This is a genomic window from Tenacibaculum amylolyticum (assembly GCF_964511145.1).
GTDB classification, from domain to species: domain Bacteria; phylum Bacteroidota; class Bacteroidia; order Flavobacteriales; family Flavobacteriaceae; genus Polaribacter; species Polaribacter amylolyticum.
In genome coordinates this window covers 123,122-140,512 of the sequence record NZ_CAZEFZ010000076.1, presented here as the reverse complement: position 1 = coordinate 140,512, position 17,391 = coordinate 123,122, and the positions used below count along the sequence as shown (strand labels likewise).

17 protein-coding genes are annotated in these 17,391 nt (G+C 31.7%); 10 read left to right on the top strand and 7 right to left on the bottom strand.

All coding sequences use genetic code 11. The features are described from left to right. Positions 1–30: 30 nt before the first annotated feature. Positions 31–744, bottom strand: a complete 714-nt coding sequence (locus tag ACKTTC_RS18500) for a hypothetical protein (RefSeq protein WP_408041349.1) — start codon at positions 742–744, stop codon at positions 31–33. A gap of 274 nt (positions 745–1,018) precedes the next feature. Here ACKTTC_RS18500 and ACKTTC_RS18495 point away from each other — a divergent pair, with 274 nt between their 5' ends. Continuing rightward, positions 1,019–2,143, top strand: coding sequence for a DUF4476 domain-containing protein (locus ACKTTC_RS18495; protein ID WP_408041348.1), 1,125 nt, complete (start codon positions 1,019–1,021; stop codon positions 2,141–2,143). A 129-nt stretch (positions 2,144–2,272) separates the two neighbouring features. Further along, complete coding sequence (locus ACKTTC_RS18490; RefSeq protein ID WP_408041347.1) at positions 2,273–3,394, top strand: transglutaminase domain-containing protein; 1,122 nt, start codon at positions 2,273–2,275, stop codon at positions 3,392–3,394. A 28-nt stretch (positions 3,395–3,422) separates the two neighbouring features. On the opposite strand, the gene ACKTTC_RS18485 is transcribed toward ACKTTC_RS18490, so the two are convergent. The 6 genes from ACKTTC_RS18485 to ACKTTC_RS18460 all read right to left on the bottom strand — a co-directional run bounded on the left by ACKTTC_RS18485 (position 3,423) and on the right by ACKTTC_RS18460 (position 8,909). After that, positions 3,423–4,919 (bottom strand): GH3 auxin-responsive promoter family protein, encoded by a 1,497-nt coding sequence (locus tag ACKTTC_RS18485; protein WP_408041346.1) that lies wholly within the window; start codon positions 4,917–4,919, stop codon positions 3,423–3,425. An 89-nt stretch (positions 4,920–5,008) separates the two neighbouring features. Beyond that, complete coding sequence (locus ACKTTC_RS18480) at positions 5,009–5,878, bottom strand: M23 family metallopeptidase (RefSeq protein ID WP_408041345.1); 870 nt, start codon at positions 5,876–5,878, stop codon at positions 5,009–5,011. Positions 5,879–5,925: 47 nt separating this feature from the next. Beyond that, the gene (gene nadD, locus ACKTTC_RS18475; protein WP_408041344.1) at positions 5,926–6,510 is read right to left on the bottom strand and encodes a nicotinate (nicotinamide) nucleotide adenylyltransferase; all 585 of its coding nucleotides are present in this window, start codon (positions 6,508–6,510) and stop codon (positions 5,926–5,928) included. Positions 6,511–6,513: 3 nt separating this feature from the next. Beyond that, positions 6,514–7,113, bottom strand: coding sequence for a guanylate kinase (gmk, locus tag ACKTTC_RS18470; RefSeq protein ID WP_408041343.1), 600 nt, complete (start codon positions 7,111–7,113; stop codon positions 6,514–6,516). Next, positions 7,113–7,979 (bottom strand): YicC/YloC family endoribonuclease, encoded by an 867-nt coding sequence (locus ACKTTC_RS18465; RefSeq protein ID WP_408041342.1) that lies wholly within the window; start codon positions 7,977–7,979, stop codon positions 7,113–7,115. The genes gmk and ACKTTC_RS18465 overlap by 1 nt, the downstream gene beginning before the upstream one ends. 30 nt (positions 7,980–8,009) lie before the next feature. Beyond that, positions 8,010–8,909 (bottom strand): DMT family transporter, encoded by a 900-nt coding sequence (locus ACKTTC_RS18460; RefSeq protein ID WP_408041341.1) that lies wholly within the window; start codon positions 8,907–8,909, stop codon positions 8,010–8,012. 717 nt (positions 8,910–9,626) lie between these two features. Here ACKTTC_RS18460 and ACKTTC_RS18455 point away from each other — a divergent pair. From ACKTTC_RS18455 to vgrG, 8 genes are all read left to right on the top strand, one after another. After that, on the top strand, positions 9,627–10,202 hold the full coding sequence (locus ACKTTC_RS18455) for a DUF4255 domain-containing protein (protein ID WP_408041340.1): 576 nt from the start codon (positions 9,627–9,629) through the stop codon (positions 10,200–10,202). Next, positions 10,202–11,263 (top strand): hypothetical protein, encoded by a 1,062-nt coding sequence (locus ACKTTC_RS18450; protein WP_408041339.1) that lies wholly within the window; start codon positions 10,202–10,204, stop codon positions 11,261–11,263. Before ACKTTC_RS18455 ends, ACKTTC_RS18450 begins: the two co-directional genes overlap by 1 nt. A 21-nt stretch (positions 11,264–11,284) precedes the next feature. Further along, complete coding sequence (locus ACKTTC_RS18445; RefSeq protein ID WP_408041338.1) at positions 11,285–13,426, top strand: phage tail sheath C-terminal domain-containing protein; 2,142 nt, start codon at positions 11,285–11,287, stop codon at positions 13,424–13,426. 44 nt (positions 13,427–13,470) lie between these two features. After that, positions 13,471–13,914: a phage tail protein gene (locus tag ACKTTC_RS18440; protein ID WP_408041337.1), complete on the top strand. Its 444-nt coding sequence runs from the start codon at positions 13,471–13,473 to the stop codon at positions 13,912–13,914. Further along, positions 13,914–14,354: a phage tail protein gene (locus ACKTTC_RS18435; RefSeq protein WP_408041336.1), complete on the top strand. Its 441-nt coding sequence runs from the start codon at positions 13,914–13,916 to the stop codon at positions 14,352–14,354. Before ACKTTC_RS18440 ends, ACKTTC_RS18435 begins: the two co-directional genes overlap by 1 nt. Before the next feature lies 1 nt (position 14,355). Further along, positions 14,356–14,514 (top strand): DUF5908 family protein, encoded by a 159-nt coding sequence (locus ACKTTC_RS18430; protein ID WP_408041335.1) that lies wholly within the window; start codon positions 14,356–14,358, stop codon positions 14,512–14,514. A gap of 95 nt (positions 14,515–14,609) precedes the next feature. Further along, entirely contained in the window at positions 14,610–15,299 is a 690-nt protein-coding gene (locus ACKTTC_RS18425; RefSeq protein ID WP_408041334.1) for a CIS tube protein, read from the top strand. After that, positions 15,300–17,045: a type VI secretion system tip protein VgrG gene (vgrG, locus tag ACKTTC_RS18420; RefSeq protein ID WP_408041333.1), complete on the top strand. Its 1,746-nt coding sequence runs from the start codon at positions 15,300–15,302 to the stop codon at positions 17,043–17,045. The last annotated feature ends 346 nt before the right edge of the window (positions 17,046–17,391 follow it).

Genomic DNA, 17,391 nt, shown 5'->3' with positions numbered 1-17,391 from the left:
TTTAAAATGATGTCTTTGTTTATATAGAAGTTATTTAAGTCCTAAAGTTTCTTTTAAATAATGATATCCGTTCCATACGCAAGAACTATCTTGTATCCTATAATTTTCAAAGCTAGATTTTATATCATAAGAATCTACAGTAGTACATCCACCATTAGGCTTATTCATTAATTTTAATTGTTTTTCAAAGGAAATTAAAGCTTTTATTTTGTCTTTATTAAGTAGAATTTTTTGACTTTTTTCACCTTTGACTTTATAAACAAGATAGATTTTATCTTTTTTATAGGTTAACTCTATAAGCTCATTATCCCAATGGAAACAACCCGTAGATTGATAATTTAATGACCATTTCTTTCTGAGTTTAATACTTTTTTCAATAGTGCTTACTATATTGTTGTCTAGTAGTTTGTCATTGCAAATAGTATACTTTTTTTCGTTAGGAGAGATTGTTATAATAGTGTCTAAGGGTTGGTTGAAAATATTTTTATAGCTAACTTTTATTTTGAAACTATTGGTTTTGAACGAGTATGAGTTCCAACGAATTTCTTTAAGTTTTTTAATCTTCGTACCTGTTTTTAAATCATAGATATGAATATTTTTTAATTCTAATTCAGAGTAAGGTAAATCACTGCTGTTTTCTGTACAATTAGAGAAAATCAATTCATAGGTGTTTTGAGAAATTACCAATTCTGAAAATCCTACAAGAAAAAAGAATATTACTAAAAAATGGATGCGTTTTTTCATAGTTTTTTATTGATTTAAGAGTTAAAAATAGTAAATAAGAAATGATTTATTCAAATCTAGTAGATTAGAGAAAAAACTCAAATTCAAATTGAGTAAAACCTCAGTTTTATTTAGTTAAATTGATGTTATATAGGATTAATGATCAATGTTTTTTTGTTTTATATAAACATATATTAAAAACATGTCTTTTTCATATTAGTATATTTGCCGCAAGTTTTTAAAAAATTAAATGGTATAGTTTTTGAAAACTGTGTAATCCTCAATAATTATATACATGAAAAAAACAGTACTTACGTTATTCTTTATTGCGATTTCAAGCGCAATGTATTCACAAAATGTGGCATATAATATGCCTAAATCTATTACTACAAAGCAAGCAACATTTACTTTCTCTAAAGTAAAAGCAACAAAATCTAGTTACTTTATTAATTATAAAGTAAAGAACACAGATGATGGAATTTTAATTATCAACCGTGAAAACACAAACCTTCTTCAAAATAAAGGAGAAATAAAACCAACTAAAGGAGAGTATATTATAAAATCAGGTAAGAGTAAAACAATATACAATCAGTTTAGAGTAAAAGCACCTGTAAAAGGAGCAGCCGATAGATTTTACGTACAAATGAATGGAGTACGTTATGCAAAGTTTCCTGGGAAGTCTGTAAAAACAGAGAAATTGGTAGTTGCAGAAAAAGCAGTACAATCTTTAGGGGATTTTACATTTAAAATAACAGAGTATAATGTATATCCAAAAAGAAGTTATGTACAAGTAAAGTGTACTTATAATGGAAAGCAAAACACATTAGGTAAAATTGATCTTACAAAAATTAAAGTGAATGGAGGGAAACCAACTATTACTAAAAAAGGAGACATCATTTTTTCAGGAAAATCGTATACATTCTCTATAAATGTAGCTCCAGATGGAAGTGAATTAAATATCGATTGGAAGAATGCAATTTCAGTTTTAAATATTGAAACTATAAAAATAAAGAAGATTGATATTAAAAGCACAACTTTTAAGGAAGAAGTAAAAGAAGAGAGTGAAACTCAAAACGGAAGTGAGACTTCAACTTCAACTACAGAAGAAACAACAAAGCCTTGTGAATTAAGCTATAGTGATTTTTCTACATTAAAAAAGGATATAGAAAAAGAAATGAATGCAGGAGGAAAACCTGTAGAAATGGCTCATGAATATTTATTAAAGAAATGCATCAATACACAACAAGTTGTTGAGTTAATGGGCGTTTTTAATTTAGATGGTTCTAGACTTGAGTTCGCTAAAATGGCATATAAGTTTACATCTGATAAACCGAAATACCATATGGCAGTTGGAAAACTATCATATGTAAAGAATAAAGAACTTTTAGAAAACTTCTTAGGACAACAAAAGAAAAAGTAGTTCAGTAGATTTACGATTAGAAGTTATTAAAGTATTCGCAATTTTCTTTTACTGAGAGTTGCGGATTTTTTTATACTTTCCAATAGATTTTATACATTGTGGAGTCTAATAAAATAAAAACAGACTGTTATGAAAAAACTACTTTTAGCGCTGGTAGGTATAATTTGTTTACTATCGTGTAATACAAATACGAAGACTTATAAAGGTTTCCCCGTTGTAAAAGCAAATGATACACTTGCGGATATTGAATTTGGAAATAGATTATTTAAAGGAGTTTGGAAAATAGACCCTAAGGCTCCTATAGATACTATAAAAGTACCATGCATTCAGACGAAAGATCCTTTTTTCTTTCGAACAGATATTGATAGTATTTCTTTCTTGGTAGAAGGAGGTAAATCGTACGATTTTTATGTAAAGTTGAAAGATTCAGGATATGCACATACAATTATACAAGGAGAATTTACGCATTTAGATACGATTGCATTTACTCCTAAACGCTCTTATCCTAATATGGCAATTAAGTATTCAAACAAAGAAACAAGTTCGTATTTAAAAACTTTAGCAGAGAAATACCCGATTGTATCTACTGTGGAAGGGAAAAAGTCGGATATAGAGAAAATTTTAAGTGTATTAAACTGGACAAATAGTAGGTGGAAACATAATGGTAATGTTTCTCCAAGTAAATCGGATGCAATCACTATTTTAAATGAAGCAAAAGAAGGAAAAGGTTTTCCATGTTTTGCCTATGGTATTGTTTTAAAATCACAATTAGAAAATGCCGGGTTTAAAGCTAGAACAATTTATTTAAAATCAAAAGATGTTGAAGATAGAAAAAGTTCTCCAGGACATGTAGCAACAGAGGTATATTCAGACGAATTACAAAAATGGATATTTTTAGATGGTCAGTTCAATGTAATGCCAGTTTTAAATACTATTCCTTTAAATGCCGTAGAATTACAAGATGCAATAAATAAAGATTATGATGGGTTGGTGATGAGTAGTTTAGGAGAGGTTTCTAAAAGAGAATATGTTGAGTTTGTGTACGATTACCTGTATCACTTTGATGTGAGTTTAGACCAAAGACATCTCGATGATACAAATGAAAAAAACTATACAGTTTTAGATAAAGGAAACTTAATGTTAGTTCCAAAAGGAAGTAAGAATCCTACTAAGATAGATTTTTGGAAAGCAACTTTAGATGATTATTTGTACACAAATTCATTAGAAGATTTCTACGCAAAACCAGTTTAAGAATAAAGCAATAATAATTTTTTAGTTCTTATGAAACTAAAAAACCTTGTAAAACATCCGCAATTTTTCTGTTATCAGAGAGTTGCGGAATTTTATTTTGTCCACCAAACTTCCCTATAGATTTCATATACTCATGAAAACCTCCTTTTTTAACTTTTCTTATAATAAGCGGACGCAATATTTTTCCTTCAATTAAATCCTGATAATAGATATTCTGTTCTTGCATAGAAGCATCTATTTTAGAAGCCATTTCTTCAAGGTTTTCAGGCTCATTTTCAAATTCGATGAACCATTCATGATAAGGTAATCCACTTTCTGGATTTACTTGTGGAGCAACCGTAAATTCACTTACATTTACAGAAGTTCCTACAATAGCATCGTTTAAGGCTTTTTCTACCTCTTTTCCAATAACATGTTCACCAAAAGCTGAAATAAAGTGTTTAATTCTACCTGTAACTTTTATACGATAAGGCTTCAAAGAAGTGAACTCAACAGTATCTCCAATATTATACCCCCAAAGTCCAGCAGTAGTGTTTAAAATGATGACGTAGTTAACTCCTAATTGAACATCTTTTAAAGAAATACGTGTAGGGTTTTCATCGAAGAATTCAGTAGCAGGAATAAACTCATAAAAGATTCCGGAATCTAATTGTAAAAGCATTCCTTTTTCCTTCTGAGAGTCTTGAAAAGCAATAAAACCTTCCGATGCTGGATATAACTCAATATAGTCTATCTTCTTTCCAATTAAAGCTTCAAACTTATTTTTATAAGGCTCAAAGTTAACACCACCATAAATAAAGAAATTAAAGTTTGGAAAGATTTCAGTAATGGTTTTTCCTGTTTTCTCAATAAGTTTTTCAAAATACATTTGCACCCAAGAAGGAATTCCACTAATTACCGTCATGTTTTCTGGTAATGTTTCTTCTACAACTTTATCTACTTTAGTATCCCAATCTTCAATACAATTTGTTTCCCAACTAGGCAGTCTGTTTTTTAGTAAATAACCAGGAACATAATGTGCAACAATACCACTTAATCGTCCTAATTTTATGCCGTTTTTATCTTCTAAAATTGGACTTCCTTGTAAAAAAATCATTTTTCCATTTACAAAAGAAGCATCCTTGGTTTCATTAATATAAAATAACAAAGCGTTTCGAGCCGAGGTAATATGCGTTGGCATCGATTCTTTTGTAATAGGAATATATTTTGCTCCAGAAGTCGTTCCAGAAGTTTTAGCAAAGTAAATAGGTTTTCCTTTCCAAAGTACATTTTCTTCGCCAGCAACAATCCTGTCTACATAAGATCGTAAACCTTCATAATCATTTACAGGAATACGTTTTTTAAAATCCTCGTATGAGTTAATCGAAACAAAATCATGCTCTTTACCAAAAGCAGTTTTACAACCTTCTGTAATTAAATGTTGAAATACTTTTTCTTGAGTTTGTATTGGATTGTTTGCCCATTTTCTAACTTTCTTTACTGCTAGTTTTGCAAAAGGAATTGCTAAAAAAGATTTTAAAGACATATATTTCTAATGATGTTTAACTATTTTGTTGAATAGCTGATTTGTATAACTGTTGTTGTATTTGGTTACTTATTAATCTTGTCCACAGTTTATTCAAAATTAATGTAATTTGTAGGATTTAAAGGATAACCGTTGTTCCATAATTCGAAATGTAAATGCGGTCCTGTAGTTAATTCTCCAGTAGAACCAACAGTTGCAATTACTTCCCCCGATTTTACAAAATCTCCTTGTTGCTTTAAAAGCTCTCCGTTGTGTTTGTATACAGAAACGTAATCGTTGGTATGTTGAATGGTAATTGTATAACCTGTTTCTACATTCCAAGCGGCTAAAATTACAGTTCCATCTGCAATTGCTTTTACAGGAGTTCCTACTTTAGCTACAATATCTATGGCAAAATGTTTATTAGCAGAATTAAAAGACTGTGTTACATTTCCTGTTATAGGTGCAAAAAAGACAATTTTTGCTTTGTTTTCAGTCCCAGCAGATAATGCATATCGGTCTTTACTTTCTATTTCTTCACGAAACTTTAAATCTTGTTGTGTTGCAGATAATTTATCGTAATCTATAGTAGTAGTTTGAGTTACTTCATTTTGTATAGAATCAATCGCTTCTGGTTCAATTTCTCCAGTTAAAACAGGTCTAATTGCTTGTGTAAACTTTTCTAAAACAGCAATCTTCATTTTTAAAGAATCTGCTTGGTAGGTAAGTCTTGTTGCTTTTTTCTTTAATTCTGTAGAAGAATATCCTGGAATATATTCTTTAAGAGAAGTAAATGCAATTAAGAATACGGTAAGTGTAATAAGTAATATGGAAAAGATACCACCAAAAACAAACACGTTTAAACGAGATAACTTTAAAGAAAAACGTTCTTGAAAAGTATCTTCATTTAAAACAACTAAACGATATTTATCGGTTAGTTTTTGTTTTAACTTACTAGGTTTTTTCTTAGATTTTGCCACGAATACTAGGTTTGGGTTACCAAATATACAACGAAAAAATAGGAAGACTATTTTTTATAGAAATTCATCTCGTCTATATATTTCCATACCGGACTAGAAAGTAAAGGTGTTACATTTTTTTCTTCTTTAATTGCATTACGTATCATCGTAGAAGAAATCTCAACAATAGGCGCATTTACACGCTGTATTTTAGGATGATTATCAAACTGTGTTTCTACGGTTCCTTCAGATATTCTTGGATATACATATACCATATGATCTGCTAAAATAGCCTCGTAATTTTTCCACTTATGAAGACTTTTTAAATTGTCTTCTCCCATAATTAAGCTAAAATTATAAGAAGGATATTTTTCAGAAATATGTGCTAAAGTATGTACAGTATAATTAGGTTGTGGTAGTTTAAATTCTATATCAGATGGAGCAATCTTATCATAATCTTCCGTTGCTCTATATACCATTTCTAATCGATGATGATTATCTAACAACGAGCTTTTTTTCTTAAAGGGATTATGAGGTGTTACAACCATCCAGATTTCATCTAAATTAGAATGTTCTACCATATGATTGGCAATAATAAGATGTCCTATATGTATAGGATTGAATGTGCCAAAGTATAAACCTACTTTCTTCATGTATTACTCTTCCTTAGTACATTTTAAACCTAAGAAGGCATCTACTAAATCTTCGGCTTCTTGTAAAGCGACTTCTAAATCATAATTTTTTATGATTTTATCAAATTGAGGAGCAGTTGCTAATTCAACAGAAGCTTTAGCAATTCTCATGTTGATTTTATCCTCGCTTTCTGTCTTCCTCTTCTTTAAACGAATTTTTAATTCGTCGATACTAGGCGGTTTTACAAATACAGCTAAGGTTTCTTCAGGAAACTTTTTCTTAATTCGTAACCCTCCAGCTACATCAATATCAAAAATAACATGTTTTCCTTGAGACCATATACGCTCAACTTCTGTTTTTAAAGTACCATAGAAGTTATCTCTGTATACTTCTTCCCACTCTAAAAATTCGCTGTTTTTTATCTTTTGAATGAATTCATCACGAGATAAAAAATAGTAATCAATCCCATCCTTTTCCTCACCTCTAGCTTCGCGAGAAGTGGCTGAAATTGAAAAAGCTAAATTAAAACGCTCTTTAGCAAGTAAATGACGAACAATAGTGGTTTTACCAGAGCCCGAAGGAGCAGAGAATACAAATAATTTTCCTTTAAAATCTTTCGTCATTATAATACGTTTAATATCTGTTCTTTAATTTTCTCTAATTCGTCTTTCATTTGAATCACCACTTTTTGCAATGGAGCATAATTTGCTTTAGATCCTGTAGTATTAATTTCTCTACCTATTTCTTGTACAATGAATCCAAGCTTTTTTCCATTAGAATCGTCACTAGCTAAGGCTTGTAAAAAGTAATCTAAGTGATTGGCCAAACGAACTTTCTCTTCATTAATATCTAATTTCTCTAAATAGTAAATCAACTCTTGCTCAAAACGGTTTTCGTCTACTTCAACCTTTAATTCATCTAAAGCTTTACCTATACGTTGTTTTACATTTTCAATGCGCTCACCATCCATTTCACGTACCTGCTCTAAACAACTTTTAATATTAGCAATACGCTGTTTAAAATCTTCTTCTAAAGAAGCAGCTTCATCTGTTCTATATTGTACAATCTCTTTTAAAGCAATAGTAATATGCTTTTCTATTTCTGCCCACTCATTATCATCTAATTCCTCACGTTCAGTTTTTAAAGCATCTGGCATTTTAATTGCCATACCTAATAACTCAACATCATCAGAAGAACCCGTTTGAACCACATTTCTTAATTGGTTCATGTATTCTCTTACCACACCTTTATTTACTGTAGTTGAAGTTTCATCAGCAGTCATTTCTACATAGATAGAAAAATCAACTTTTCCTCTTACCAATGCAGTTGCTAACTTTTTTCTAATAGTTAATTCTTTCTCTTTGTAAAAAGAAGGAATACGCGTATTAATATCTAAGTTTTTACTATTTAAAGATCGAACTTCAATGGTAACTTTCTTTGTTGGTAATTGTAATACGGATTTCCCGTAACCAGTCATAGATTGAATCATACCTGAATTTTAATAAGGTGTAAAGATACATTATTTGTGTATACGCTGTGGACTTTGTTTAGAAACGAGATATACACCAATAAATATGAGAATACTAGCTAATATTTTTATGGTATTTAAATGATCACTACCTACAAGTAAAGCATAAATACTTGCTACTACAGGTTGTAAATAAATAAATACACTAACAGTAGTTGGTTTTAATTTAGAAAGTGCAAATAAATTAAAAAGATAAGTAATACAAGAGGCAAAAACAATTACAAATCCAATTCTTAAATATCCCGATGTTGGAATGATTTGCCATTGAATTTCTGAAAACTCAGAAAAACCAAAAGGCAATACAAATAAGAAACCGAATAAATATAACCATCGGATGAAAGTAACAGGTTTATATTTAGCTACTACTTTCTTAACAATAACCAAATACATTCCATAAGAAGCAGCATTAATAAATACTAGAAAATTACCTAACATCATATTTTTAGCATTACCAGAACCAGAACTTCCATATGCAATTAATACTACTGCACCAATTAATCCAATAACTACTCCTATTATCTTGGTAAGTGTTGGACGCTCTTTAATTAAAATACTAGAAAAAATAAGTACTAGAATAGGTGAAGTAACCATCATTACTGAAGCACTAATGGGTGTAGTATAATTGAGTCCTTTGAAAAAAGTAAGCATGTTTAAAGCAATTCCGAAGAAAGCAGACAATGCAATAATTTTATAATCCCCTTTTTCTATTTTATCATTTTTAATAAATAAGCTAATCAGCCAAAATATTAGCATAGCCGAAAAAACACGTAATAAAATAAAGCCAAAAGGTTTTACATAATGCGGCATTACTTCTTTAGCTACAGTAAATGTAACTCCATAAATAATAGTAACAATAGATACCGCAATAAGTGCCAAAACTCTTGTATTCATTGGAGTAATGATTTATAAAAATTAGCGGCAAAGGTCGGTATAAAAATCTATTTAAAAATGAATTGTTTGAATATTAACGAGAAGAGCATTTTAGTTTCTTTTATAGATTCATAAACCTGAATTAGATTACTACTTTAATGTTAATAATATTCAAAATAAATTTAATGCCAAGGTACTTCAGTGCCTTGCAAAAAGCAGCATATGTATTTTTAGTAGAAAATGATTTAGAATAAAAGCTAACTAATTGGTTTTCTTTTTGATTCCTTTCAAGGAGCATTTTAGATTATGTTTTCAGAGAATTACAATACCAAGGCACTTCAGTGCCTTGTAAAAAGTAGCAAGTATATTTTTAGCAGAAAATGATTTAGAATAAAAGTTAATTACTTCGTTTCTTTCCAACTTTCTTCAAGGATTGTTTTAAATTATGTTTTAAAAGAGTTACAACACCAAGGCACTTCAGTGCCTTGTCTAAAGAAACAAGTAGATTTAATGCAGAGTATTCGGTATAAAAACAAATCACTTCATTGTACTGCTATAAGCTACAAATTCTTCAATATATTCTTTAAGGTGTTTTTCCCTTTTTTACTTCCAAAAACACCTATTTAAAATTAAGGAAAAGTACATATACCGAAACCGTTTTTTTATTGCGAAAAAATCTTAGATGTCAAAGTAGTTTTGAAGTGTTCCTTAATCAAACCAAATAAAACTACTACAAGAATGATTTATGAAATACTACAAATCATTACAGATGAATTGAATGATTATCTAAATGAAAACACAGTTGCATTGGCAAATATAGCAGATGCAAATGCAGAAGGAAATTCTCCTGGAAGTTTTCCAGATATCTCATTGTCACTCATCAATCTTAAAGAGGAATTTACATTAAAAAACGTACCTAATAATTATATAAATGGTACTTCAGTTACTTATAAAAATCCAAAAATTTACTTAAACCTATTTGTGCTTTTTAGCATTAATAAATCAACATACACAGAATCGCTAAAAAGTCTTACGAAAGTAATTGCATTTTTTCAAGGTAAAAAAGTATTTACACATGCAAATACAAACTATGATAACATAGATGGATCAGAAAATATAAAAAGCTTTCAGTTTATAACAGAGTTATTTACACCAACTTTTGAAGAGTTAAATTTTATTTGGGGAACCTTGGGGGGAAAACAAAACCCATCTGTACTCTATAAAATAACATTGTTAGAAATAGAAAGAGATGTTGTAGCCAAAGAGGGTACAGTTATATCAGAGTTAAGTAGAAATTCAAATATTAATAACTAATGGTATACAAGACACTTTTCAATATCAATCTATTACACGCGTATTTTTTGGACTTAGGTGAGAAAAAATACCATACAGCAAATGCAAATGATGCATTAAGTGTTACGGAAAAAGAAGAAGCTATTAAACAGTATTTGAGTAGTGATGCTATGGAAATAGTACCAAATACAAATACACTTGAGATTCTTAAAAATCATAGACTATTAGTAAGAAAGCATTCCAAAGGAATTACAGTATTGGCCAGCTCTTCTAAAGAAATTGCAGAAGAGAATAATGTAGCGGTAGAACGATACAGTCCGTTAATTAAATTGTCGGGTGATCTTATACTAACTTTTTATATTAAGGTTTCCGATACTTATTTTGAACATTATACAGATATCATTGATCGAAGAAAGGATCAATTGTATTACTTATCTAATACTACGTCAAGTGCCACCAATATTTTCGATGCAAATACAGTAATTAAAACATGGAATTCTTTCTTAATAACTGAAAAAGAATCAAGAGAATTAGTACACACTTTAGAAAAAGAAGAAGAGAGTCGAGCAGCAACTCCTAAACAAGTAACAATTGCGAACATAGATACTGTAGAAATTGCGGCTATAGAAACAAAAATAACAAACAACATACCATTAAACACGGCAGAAGAGGAAATTATAAATAGTCTTAATGGAAGAATACAATTGCTTAAAAGTCGAGGAATTATAGGAGTGTTACAAGTTAAAATATCAGGAGTAAATAACACTAATGTTACGGAAAATGTATTGGTGAAAAATGGAGTTACTGGAAACTTTGATATACCGGCACAATGCGTTTTAAAAACTGCTCCAGACTTTCAAATTTATTTAGAAAACAGGAAAACATTTTGGCGTTATAACCAATCTTCTACAGGAGTGAAAATGATAACCAACACTCAGTATCCATTAACAAAAAACGGACGTGTAGAAATAAAAAAGACGGATGTAACTCCTCAACCAGGCAATACAATCTTTTTACCTAATCCCACAGTAGAAAGTATCACTAAAGAACAACAAGACTACTATTCAGAAATATTCATATAACAAAAATTAAAATTAATAATTATGTCAGCTTACAAAACACCAGGAGTTTACGTAGAAGAAATAGTAAAATTTCCACCTTCTGTAGCTCAAGTAGAAACAGCGATTCCGGCCTTTATCGGATATACTGAAACAGCCAAGAAAAAGGAAGACAACGATCTTATTATGAAACCAACACGTATTACTTCAATGTTAGAATACGAGCAAATTTTTGGTTTTGCAGATAAAGAAACGTCTATTGGCGTAAAAATTACAGATACAAAAGTAGGAGGTGTACCTAATAGAGATATTTTAGTAACACCACCATCAAAACCATCCCCATTTAAAATGTATTACAATTTGCAAATGTATTTTGCTAATGGAGGAGGACCATGTTACATTGTTGCAGTAAATACTTACGCAGGAGCAATTCAAAAAAACTCTGCAACACCAGTACTTTTAGGAGACGAAGACGAAGACTTAGTAGGAGGTTTAACCGAAGTAGCTAAGGTAGATGAACCAACGTTGTTAATTTTTCCTGATGCTACTTCGTTAAATGTAGATGCCGATTTTTACGGATTATACAACAAGGCATTGGCACAATGCGAAAAGTTACAAGACAGATTTACAATTCTAGATACTTATTCAGACAAAGAGTATGATAGTAAAAAGCCTGTTGAAGCATTTAGAAGCGGAATCAGTTCTATTAAAAATGAAATCAAATATGGAGCGGCATATTTCCCATATATCAATACAATCTTAAATTATAGAACCAGTAACGAGGATATCACAATTACACACATTAATAGAGATAATCCAGCTGCACAAAACTTAATTACAGACCAACTGAATACTATTAATACAACAATAGCAGGAAAAGTAAATACTGTAATTAATGCTACACCAGGACCTAATTTCTCTGGAAGCCTAGCAGATGTATATAATTACTTATATGGAAGCAGCGATTTAAACTTAAATGGATCGGGAACCCCAGCGAGTAATGTACCAAATTTTGATGTGCCAAAACCACAAACTTTAGTAGATAAGGTAAAGCAATTAATTGCAGATGTTGATGAAGTATTAGACTTAAAAAAATCAGCAAATAAAGAAGCAAATGCAGCAATTAGTGCTTTACAAGATGAAGCAGGTACAGCAGCAGATATTGCAGATATTCAGGCACAATTAACAGCCTTCAATAACGCATTCAAGAGCGGAAGTAATGAAGTAGAAACTGTAAATACAGCACTAGAAAAACTTGCAAATAGCTTACAAAAAGCGATAGACGATAACAGTACAACAAAAATTGAGAATCTTATTCATAAGAATTCGTCAAACATTCTAAAAGAAGTTGAAAAGTTAGTAACAGCAGCAGCAATTGCTTCACCACTTCCTGCAGCAGGTAGCAATAGTATTTTCGATAACGTTGTGAGTACTTTCGGAACTTTACGTACTGCTATTATAGACGATCCTGCTACAGTAAATATCTTAGAAAATATTGCATTAGATACAAATAATGGAGAATTACACGGAAGAGATTTAGCTTCTATAGAGCAATTAGACAACGCAACGTATCATCAAATATTAGCAGAAATAGATGCCATGCCATTACCATTACCGCCAAGTAGTACTATGGCAGGAATTTATGCAAAAGTAGATGCAGATAGAGGTGTTTGGAAAGCTCCAGCAAATGTAAGCCTAAACTATGTAATTGAGCCAACAGTACAAATTTCTCACGACGATCAAAAAGACTTAAATGTAGATACCGTAGCCGGGAAATCTGTTAATGCAATTCGTGCTTTTGCAGGAAAAGGAAATTTAGTATGGGGAGCAAGAACATTAGCAGGAAACGATAATGAATGGAGGTATGTTTCTGTAAGACGCTTCTTTAACATGGCAGAAGAGTCAATTAAGAAAGCAACAGAACAATTTGTTTTTGAACCAAATAACAAAAATACATGGGTACGTGTAAAAGCCATGGTAGATAATTTCTTAACACAACAATGGAGAGCAGGTGCATTAGCAGGACCAACACCAGAAAAAGCATTTTATGTAAGTGTAGGTTTAGGAGAAACAATGACCGCTCAAGATATTTTAGAAGGTAATATGATTATAGAAATAGGAATGGCTGTAGTTCGCCCAGCAGAATTTATCATTCTGAAATTCTCTCATAAAATGCAAGAAGCATAATTAATAGCAATACAAAATTTAACCAATAAAAAAATATAGAAATCATGGCAGAATTTTATCCACTTCCAAGTTTTTCCTTTACAGCAGAACACGGAGAGGCAAAGTACAACTGTACAGAAATATCAGGATTAAGCTTAGATAACAAAGTAATAGAATATAGAGGGGGATCAGATAAAGAATATCATAAATCAAAACAACCCGGATTATTTGAATATGGTAATGTAACCCTTAAAAGAGGAACGTTTACAACTACGAGTAAAGAATTTTACGAAAAGTGGTGGAAAACAGTTTACTTCCAAGAAGAAGGTGAAAAGTTTAGAGGAGATTTAACCATCAGTTTATTAAACGAAAAAGGAGAGCCAGCTGCAACTTGGGTATGTCAAGGAGCTTATGCAACAAAAGTGTCTCCAACAACTTTAAAATCAGATGGAAATGAAGTAGCTATAGAGTCTATTGAATTTGTTGTTGAAAAAGTAATAATGAAATAATGGCTAGCTATTATCCACCAGTAGGTTTCAGTTTTAAAGTAGAATTCGAAAGTCTTTCTACTTCAGAAGATGATCACTCATTTCAATCAGTTTCGGGGCTCTCTGTAGACCTCGAAACTGAAGAAATTGCAGAAGGTGGAGAAAATAGATTTAAACATAAAATTCCGGTACGATCTAAATTTCCAAATCTGGTTTTAAAACGAGGTATGTTACTCAATTCCGAAGTTATTAAGTGGTGTAAGAAAGCAGTAGAAAACTTTCAAATAGAACCTAAAAATATCACAGTAAAACTTTTAGGAGAGAATCAAGAGCCATTACAAACATGGAACATTGTACATGCATATCCTGTAAAATGGAATGTAGGAGATTTTAATGCTGAAGAAAGCAAGCTAGTTATAGAAACACTAGAACTAACCTATCAATATTTTAAAGTAGCCTAAAATGCCAATTACAATTAAAGAATTACACATCCGAATTAATGTAGATGAGAAATCAGAAGCAAAAGGGTCAGATAATGAAGAAACCACCGATCAGGAAGCTATTGTTGAAGCCTGTGTTGAAGAGGTAATGCACATTTTGGAGCAACAAAAAGAACGATAATACAAACAGTTATCAATTGACAATTACCAATGATCACCGATCACCGATCACTGATAATTGATCACTGATAATTGATCACTGATAATTGAAAAAAAATGAGTCAAGGAGAATTAAAAAAGCTGGTAATTAAAGCGTATAAAGACGAAAAGTTTAAAGATGAAGTAGGCGATGGGGAGTATACTACTATGGTGAACCCAGAAAAGTATGCTGTTGCTTACAAACCTTTATACAATAAAAAAGATCAAGCACAAGGAACTAGTGGTTGGCAAGCAAAATTCGCCAAAATTGCACCGCAAGACCTAGACTTAGAATTATTGTTTGATAGCACTGGAGCAATAGATGGAAAACCTGACTTAAAAGACGGGATCATCAGTCAAATAGAAAAGTTTAAGAAAGTTGTTTTCGAATATGATGGAGAAAAGCACAAACCACATTATTTAATGGTAAAGTGGGGAGCTTTATTATTCAAAGGTTCTCTCGTAGATCTGTCTATAGAATACAAATTATTTGCACCAGATGGTACACCTATTAGAGCTGTTGCAAAGTTAAAATTAAAAGGAAGTATTGATGATGATTTACGAGTTGCTAGAGAAAACAACCAATCACCAGATTTAACGCACTATAGAATTGTAAAAGCAGGAGACACATTACCATTAATGACGTATAGAATTTATGGAGATTCTAAATACTATTTAGAAGTAGCTAAAGCAAATAACATAGCTCAGTTTAGAAAATTAACACCAGGACAAGAAATATTTTTTCCACCATTAAAAAAGTTCGCATAAATGAATAACACTGGAGTCATACAAACCTCAAAAAGTGCTGATTTAATCACCTTTAAAATCCTTATTGAAGGAGAAGAACTCTCAAAAAAATACGGAGTAAAAAATATAATGGTGGCTAAAGAAGTCAATAAAATACCAACAGCACAAATTGTGCTGATAGATGGTGATGCTTCAGAACGTGATTTCAAATTAAGTAATGAAGAGTTGTTGGTTCCTGGAAAGAAAATTGAAATTACAGCAGGATATCATTCTGACGAAGAAACAATTTTCAAAGGAATTGTGATTAAACATAACTTACGAATACGTTCAAATTCGGCACAATTAATTGTAGAGTGCAGAGATGAAGCGGTTAAAATGACCATTGGAAGAAAGAGTAAGTATTTCTATGAAAGTACAGACAGTGATATTTTCGAAGAACTTATTAGCACTTATGGACTTTCTAGTGATGTGGAATCCACAAATCATAGACATGCAGAATTAGTACAGTACAACGCTTCCGATTGGGATTTTCTAATCTCAAGAGCACAAGCTAATGGAAAGCTATGCTTTATAGATGATGGAACAATAACCATTGCAAAACCAGATACAGGACAATCCGAAGTTGAAACGGTAACTTTTGGAGGATCATTGTTAGACTTTGATGCAGAGATTGATGCACGTCATCAAATAAAAAAAGTAGCAGCGTATGGTTGGAATCACGCCGATCAAGAATTAATAGAAGTTGAAGGTAAAGATCCAGGCGTTTCATTAAATGGAAATTTATCTGCAGACGATTTGAATAAAGTAATTGGTCTTGACAGCTTAGAATTAAGACATGGAGGTGTCGTAACAGATACAGAATTACAAGATTGGGCAGATGCAAAATGGCTATTTCAACAACTAGCAAAAGTTAGAGGAAGAGTAAAATTCCAAGGAATTCCTTCTGTAAAACCAAACACAATCCTAAAATTGGAAGGTGTAGGCGATCGCTTTAATGGAAATGTATATGTAACAGGTGTACAGCATACTATTACTGAAGGAAATTGGGTAGCGAATGCGCAATTTGGTTTAGATACCAAATGGTTTTCTGAAACCTTTGACATTTCTGCAAAACCAGCTTCAGGATTATTACCAGCAATTCAAGGATTACAAGTAGGAATTGTATCTCAACTGGAAGAAGATCCAGACGGAGAAGACAGAATTCTAGTACAAATCCCAATTATCAATAACGAAGAAGAAGGAATTTGGTGTAGAGTAGCATCACCAGATGCAGGAGAAAACAGAGCCATCTTTTTCCGTCCAGAAATTGGAGATGAAGTCATTGTTGGTTTTGTAAATCAAGATCCTAACGATGCTATTGTTTTGGGAATGCTACATAGTAGTGCAAAACCATCACCAATTACAGCAACAGACGACAATCACGAAAAAGGAATCATCACTAGAAGTGAAATGAAAGTATTGTTTGATGACGATAAAAAAATCATCACAATAGAAACACCAGCAGGAAAAATAATATCACTAGACGAAGACGAAGGAGCTATTACAATAGAAGACGATAACTCCAATACAATCGTGATAAACAGCGATGGAATCGCAATGGAAAGTGCAGGAGATATTTCGATTAAAGCCTCTGGAGATGTAAATATAGAAGGAACCAATGTAAGTGTAAAAGCCAACGCAGAATTTAAAGCAGAAGGAAGTGCAGGAGCAGAGGTTTCTACAAGTGCCATAGCAGTATTAAAAGGCTCTTTAGTTCAGATTAATTAAGCACGTCATTCCTAGCGTTTCCTGAGGTCACTCGAAGGGACAGCGAAGGAATCTGTTCATTGTGAAAGATTGCTTCACGTTGTTCGCAATGACAAAGAGATAGAAATGTCATCCTGAGTGTTCCCTGAGCTGCGTCGAAGGGAAAAACGAAGAATCTCTAGTTAAGAGTAAATATTTTTCTAAATGACAGATTCTTCACGCTGTTCAGAATGACAAAAGGAAAACGAAATACATGTTATCCTGAGTGTTCCCTGAGTGACTCCTGAGCAATGTCGAAGGAACTCGAAGGGAAAAACGAAGAATCCATCGGAGACTAAAGAAGTTTTCTACAAAAGAAATATCACTT